Origin of the sequence: Streptomyces niveus (assembly GCF_001723055.1) — a bacterium.
Taxonomy (GTDB): domain Bacteria; phylum Actinomycetota; class Actinomycetes; order Streptomycetales; family Streptomycetaceae; genus Streptomyces; species Streptomyces niveus.
The window spans coordinates 1-4,467 of sequence record NZ_MDCR01000482.1; the positions used below are offsets into that span (position 1 = coordinate 1).

Here is a 4,467-nt window from a genome sequence, read left to right on the forward strand (position 1 = left end):
GCTGTCCACCGACGGCGGCCGGGCCGCCGCGGTGATCAGTTCGCCCGCCGGTGTCGTCTCACAGGGCATCAAGACCCACAGCGGCCGGGGCGGCGGCCCGGCCGCCGTCGGTGGACAGCTTGGCGTTGCTGCGGGCGCTGGCGATCTCGTCGCCGAAGCCGGGGACGAAGCGGTAGATCATGGCGGAGGCGAAGATCGCGAGAAGGATGATGGCGAGCCCGGAGACGACGGCCGAGAAGGAGTCGGGCCCGTCGTCGGAGGTGAGCGCGCCGGCGAGGCCGAGGACGATGACGATGACGGGCTTCACGAGGATGATCGCGATCATGAGCCCGGCCCAGCGGCGTACGTGGCCCCACATGTTCTTGTCGACGAGGCCGGCGTAGACGACGACGCCGAGGAGGGCGCCGACGTAGAGCAGGATCGCCCGGATGAACAGCTCCAGATAGAGGATGCCGGCGGCGAGGATCGTCACGAGGGACACGACGATCAGCATGATCGGCCCGCCGCCGATCTCGGTGTCCTTCTTCAACGCCTCGGAGAACGTCCCGAAGAACACGTCGGTCTGCCCGCTGGTCCCGCCGGCGATGACCTCGGTGACGGCGTCGGTGGCGGAGACGAGGGTGTAGAGGATGAGCGGGGTGAAGGCGGACGCGAGGACGGTGAGCCAGAGGAACCCGATGGCCTCGGAGATGGCGGTGGTGAGCGGGACGCCGCGGATGGCGCGCTTGGCGACGGCGAGCAGCCAGAGGACCAGGGTGAGGATGGTGGCGGCGGCGAAGACGACGGCGTACTGGGAGAGGAAGGCGGTGTTGGTGAAGTCGACCGTGGCGGTCTCCTTCACGGCCTTGGAGAGGGTGTCCACGGTCCACGAGGCGGCGTCGGCGCAGCCACGGGCGAGGGAGGTGAGGGGGTCGAGGGCGCTGGTGGGGTCGTTGAGGGAACGGCCGGATCCGGATCCGGAGCCGGGCTCGCCGTTGTCGCAGAAGTCGCGGGCGGGGCCCGCGATCAGCTCGCACGGATCCTCGCTCGCGGACGGCGAGGGCGACGGTGTCGGTGCCGCGACGGCCCGGGAGGCGAACAGGAACACGGCTGCCTGGGCGGTCGCGAGGGTGAGTGCGGCCGAGCGGACGAGGCGCCGAGGGCTACCGGGCATAGGTGAACCCTCCGAATTCGTTTACCGCGTCGGCGATCTCGTCGGATCCGGACACGGGGTTGTCCCCGGTGACGGGTGTGGGACCCGTCTTCTGACTGGTCTCTACGACTTTCCAGTCGGATCCGTCCCACTTCAGTTTCACGTTCACCGTGAACCAGCCGTTCGTCACCGGCTTGGTCGACGAGTCGCCGGTCAGCCCGAACAGGCCCATGCACCAGACGTTGACATCGGCCGTGTCGCTCGTGAACTTCTCGACCTTCGTCCCCGCTGGGAGAGTGCGGTTGACGAAGGTGGAACCGGAGGGAGCGGTGCCGTCCGGCTCCAGGCCGATGTTCGCCAGGAACTTCGGGGAGTAGTCGGCGTCGAATCCTGACTGGAGTTCGGTCGCCGAATCGGCATGTGCGACGGCTTGCACGATGGCGCGGCGGCGCTCCGGGTTGAACATACCGTCGGAACCGAGCGCCGTCGCGTAGTTCGCCGCCGCACTCTCCGCCCCCTGCTCATCCTTCGCGAACCCCGAAGGAATCCCCCCGCTCTTCCCCGTCACCGGCTTCACCCCCGACGCCGCCGTCGGTTCCGAGCCCGCCGCTCTGTCGTCGCCTCCGCCGGCGCTCGACGTGTCGGTGTCGCCGCCTCCGCGGTTCGCGAACGCGATAGCCGCGATCAGCAGCACCACCACGCCCACCACCGCGACGAGGGAGCGCGAGCTGCGCTGCGGGCGGCGGGCGGGGCCGCCGTAGCCGTCGCCGCCCCCGCCGTCCGGCAGGCGCGTTCGGGTCTGGCCCATGCCGCCGAAGTTGTCGTCCGTCGTACGGCCCGGGTCGCCCCCGTGGCCGTGCTCATCGCCGAAGCTCATGCCGCGTCCGCCCCCTCGACCGGTTCAACCGTGTGCTGTTCCGCATGCGCCACCGCGTACGACGGTAGCGCTGGTTTCCGCGCGGACGCGGTGTGGTGACTCGACATCAGGGAGACGCAACCTCGGCGGATGGCGACGGACGGATGGTGTTGAGGGTGGGCCGGGCGTACCCCGTGGGGCGTACCCGGTGCGGATCGGACCGATGCGGCGCTAAACAGCCATCCCGTACACAATCGTGAAGACCGTCCCGAGGGACCCGATGATGAAGACGCCGGTCAGGCCGGCCACGATCAGGCCCTTGCCCTGCTCCGCGCTGAAGGTGTCCCGCAGAGCCGTCGCGCCGATACGCTGCTTGGCGGCGCCCCAGATCGCGATGGCGAGACAGAGCAGGATGGCGACGGCCATCACCACCTGGACAATGACACGCGCTTCGGTGCCGAGGTTCCCGAAGGGCCCCCAGCTCGGAGCGATACCACCGATGATGGTGTTGATGTCGCCCTTCTCGGCTTCCACGTCCATGCAACTCACCGCCCCTGTTGGGTTGTTAAGTGCCCGCGCCGGGCGGCACGGATCGCCTTCTATCTTCGCTGATGGAACCGGCCTCGTATGCCGACTTGGCGGGTCTCTTTACCCGATCCCCGCACGTTTGACCGATCCGACTGCCCTGACCTGCGTCGTGAACCGGAGTATGCGGGTACGCGTATGGTCACTCTGTGTATCACGGAGGGTGACTCCGGGCAATGATTGGCGTTGTGCACTCTTGAGCCCGCCGCGGTTTTGCGTTCGTGCGCCATCCGTGCGCCACCCGTGAGCGAGTGGCCGGCCCACCGTACGGGTGAACCTGGGCAAGGTGCCTGGCTGTTGCCGAGGGCGTCCGATGCCAACGGGGACCGGGCCTTGCGCCCTCCCGCGCCGTTGCGGCCGACTCTTCCGCACCTCATCGGCCCCGCCCCGGATTGGGACAGTGCCACCCGACATCCCGGACAACAGAGGACAAGGGCGGGCGGCATGGCGGGCATGGCGGGCTATTCGGGCGGTTTACAGGCGCTGGCCGACGAGGCGGGCGGGGCGGGCGGGGCATCGGGGGAGCGGCTGAGGCACAGCGACGGCCCCTGGACCAGGGCCGCCGGCGGTGCGGAGGTGATGCGCACCCAGATGTCCTGCCTCAGGGCGGAGTTCGAAACGGCGCACGAGGGCGTGCAGGGCTGCGGGAACGGCCTGAGCGTCGTCGCGGTCCTGGACACCGTGCGTACGTCATGGGAACGGCGCATCGAGGCAGCCCGCGACGAGTGCGGAAGCCTCGGGAGCCGGCTGCGCGCGGTGGCGAAGACGCAGGGTGAGCACGACGGCGCGGTCAGGTCGGGGCTGGCGGCGGTCGACGCGGGGGCGGGGCGTTGAGCCCGCTCAGGCCGGTGAGCGGTGGCGGTGGGCTGACCTGGGCGCAGTTACGGGACGTGAGATGCGCCGAGTTGGAGGACGCGGCGGACGGCTGGGGCAGGGCGAGCAACCGCGCGGACGCTGCGCGCGACCGGATCGACAGACAACTGCTCGCGGGGCTGACCGCGACCCAGGAGGGCGAGGCGGCGCGGGCGGCGGTCGGGCGGCTGCGGGCGCTCGGGCGGAACCTGTCGTACATCTACACGGAGTGCGGCCTGGTCCGTACGACGCTGAACAGCCTCGCCCAGGACCTGCGGGGCACGCAGCGCCGGCTCCGGGACGCGCTGGACGAGGCGGCGGGCCTGAAACTCACGGTGCGGGCGGACGGGTCGGTGAGCTATCCGGAGGCCGGGGAGGACCCGCTCACGAAGGAGAAGCTGCGGGGCGGTACGGCGACAGGCCACGCGTATCTGCATTCCGCCCCGCCGCCGGGGTTCACGAGCCCGAACCCGCTCGCGGCGAAGGCGCAGGCCGTCGCGGACCGGATCGCCCGCGCGCTGAGCGAGGCGGCGGAGATCGACGCGCGGTACGCGGGGACGCTGCGCAGGCTGACCGCGCAGGAGGGTCTGCACGTCACGGACGCGATGTGGACGGACGCGAACGCGGACGCGGCGGCGGTACGCGCGCTGACGGCCGACTACCTCCGCGACGAGATCCCCCACGACGCGACCCCGGCGCAACGCCTGGCCTGGTGGCAGGGCCTGACGGCGGAACAGCGCGAGGAGTACCTGGCGGTCCACCCGGACCTGATCGGCAACCTCGACGGCATCCCGGCCCCGGTCCGTGACGCGGCGAACCGCGACAACCTGGCGTTGCTGATGGGCAAGTTGGCGGGCGCGGAGGACGACAGGTCGCGGACGATGCTGGCGGGCCTGAGGTCGATCGACGAGCAGTTGCGGGCGGGTGGGCATCCGCCGATGTTTCTGCTGGGTGTCGGGGACGAGGGAAACGGTCGGGCGATCGTGTCGTACGGGAATCCGGACACGGCGCGGAATGTGTCGGCGTATGTGCCGGGGCTGGG

At 70.4% G+C, this 4,467-nt stretch carries 3 protein-coding genes and 2 pseudogenes; 2 read left to right on the forward strand and 3 right to left on the reverse strand.

Annotated elements, in window-relative coordinates; all coding sequences use genetic code 11:
• Positions 1-76: 76 nt before the first annotated feature.
• The 3 genes and pseudogenes from BHU15_RS36545 to BHU15_RS36555 form a co-directional block, all read right to left on the reverse strand.
• A pseudogene (locus tag BHU15_RS36545) lies at positions 77-1,153 on the reverse strand (hypothetical protein); the annotation flags it as partial.
• Complete coding sequence (locus BHU15_RS36550; protein WP_069631022.1) at positions 1,143-2,009, reverse strand: DUF8175 domain-containg protein; 867 nt, start codon at positions 2,007-2,009, stop codon at positions 1,143-1,145. The gene BHU15_RS36550 and the pseudogene BHU15_RS36545, both read right to left, overlap by 11 nt.
• Before the next feature lie 210 nt (positions 2,010-2,219).
• The gene (locus BHU15_RS36555; RefSeq protein WP_023540597.1) at positions 2,220-2,528 is read right to left on the reverse strand and encodes a DUF8827 family protein; all 309 of its coding nucleotides are present in this window, start codon (positions 2,526-2,528) and stop codon (positions 2,220-2,222) included.
• 489 nt (positions 2,529-3,017) lie between these two features.
• Between BHU15_RS36555 and BHU15_RS36560 the strand changes: the two genes are divergently transcribed.
• Both BHU15_RS36560 and BHU15_RS36565 read left to right on the forward strand, forming a co-directional pair.
• The gene (locus tag BHU15_RS36560; protein ID WP_069631023.1) at positions 3,018-3,407 is read left to right on the forward strand and encodes a hypothetical protein; all 390 of its coding nucleotides are present in this window, start codon (positions 3,018-3,020) and stop codon (positions 3,405-3,407) included.
• Positions 3,408-3,421: 14 nt separating this feature from the next.
• Positions 3,422-4,467: pseudogene (locus BHU15_RS36565) on the forward strand (alpha/beta hydrolase); the annotation flags it as partial.

Coding starts and splice junctions, on each gene's coding strand:
- BHU15_RS36550 (WP_069631022.1), bottom strand. CDS start 2,009: ATGAGCTTCGGCGATGAGCACGGCCACGGGGGCGACCCGGGCCGTACG.
- BHU15_RS36555 (WP_023540597.1), bottom strand. CDS start 2,528: ATGGACGTGGAAGCCGAGAAGGGCGACATCAACACCATCATCGGTGGT.
- BHU15_RS36560 (WP_069631023.1), top strand. CDS start 3,018: ATGGCGGGCATGGCGGGCTATTCGGGCGGTTTACAGGCGCTGGCCGAC.